We start from the raw sequence: 1012 nt of genomic DNA, 5'->3' as shown, positions 1-1012 counted from the left end.
GACGGTTTGTCAAATTAAGCGCAACACTTCCTCCGTGAAGGCCTCGTGTGCGGTCTTCCAGCCCAGACATTTCCTCGGCCGCCCGTTGATCTTGGCGAGCGCGTCCACGACCTCGCCTTGGCCGACCGTCGCAAAGTCCGATCCTTTCGGGAAGAACTCGCGCAGGAGGCCGTTGGCGTTCTCGTTGCTGCCGCGCTGCCACGACGAGTACGGGTCGGCGAAATACATCGGCACGCCGAGTGTCGCCCGGACGCGCTCGTGACAGCTGAACTCCTTGCCCCGGTCCGTCGTCGCCGTCTTGAACGTGCCCGCTGGGAAGGCCGCGTGGACCGTGTGGATCGCCTCCTCCATCGAGGCCGCGCTGCGGTCGGTGATCGGCAGGGCGATGTAGAACCGGCTCTTTCGCTCGATGAACGTCGCGACGCACGCCCTCGACTTCCCACGCCCGGAGACGACGGTGTCGAGCTCCCAGTGGCCGAATGTCTCGCGTGTGCGCACCTCTCTCGGACGTTTGGCGATGGACAGACCGATGTTGAACCGACCACGTGTCTCTATCGGTTTCTGGCGCTTGCCCTTTTGGCGGAGCACGGTCACCGGTACGTCGATCAGCCTCGAATAGATCCAACGATAGATGGTCGAGAAGGCGATTTTCCCGTCGAAGAGACGACCCACTATCTGTTCCGGGGACCAGGTCGCCCGCAGCTTCTCGATGATCGTCCGGCGCATCATGTCGTCGAGCTTCGTCTTGGCGCCGCAGTTTCGCTTCGCATTGGCGTAGCGCTCCTGTGCGCGTTCGGCCGTGTAGCCGGGGTTCCGTCTGATCTCCCGCGAGACGGTCGAGGGCTGTCGCCCGAGCCGTCTCGCGATGGACCGTACGGACATCCCGAGCTCCAGGTAGGTCTCTATTTTCACGCGTTCGGCTGTGGTAAGATGGGTGTAGCTCATAGCGATTCCTCCGTCTGAATGTTTGTGTGGTAACTTCATTCTACACGAGGCCGTCGCTATGGGCTTT

General features: G+C 62.1%; 1 protein-coding gene. It reads right to left on the bottom strand.

The window, feature by feature from the left end:
• Window positions 1-9 precede the first annotated feature (9 nt).
• Window positions 10-945, bottom strand: a complete 936-nt coding sequence (locus KNP76_RS15580) for an IS30 family transposase (protein ID WP_214845043.1) — start codon at window positions 943-945, stop codon at window positions 10-12.
• Window positions 946-1012 lie beyond the last annotated feature (67 nt).

Origin of the sequence: Exiguobacterium sp. s150 (genome assembly GCF_018618435.1) — a bacterium.
Taxonomy (GTDB): Bacteria; Bacillota; Bacilli; order Exiguobacteriales; family Exiguobacteriaceae; genus Exiguobacterium; species Exiguobacterium alkaliphilum.
Note: the sequence above shows the minus strand (reverse complement) of the source record. Positions and strands in the feature narration are given on the sequence as shown.

Coding starts and splice junctions, on each gene's coding strand:
- KNP76_RS15580 (WP_214845043.1), bottom strand. CDS start 945: ATGAGCTACACCCATCTTACCACAGCCGAACGCGTGAAAATAGAGACC.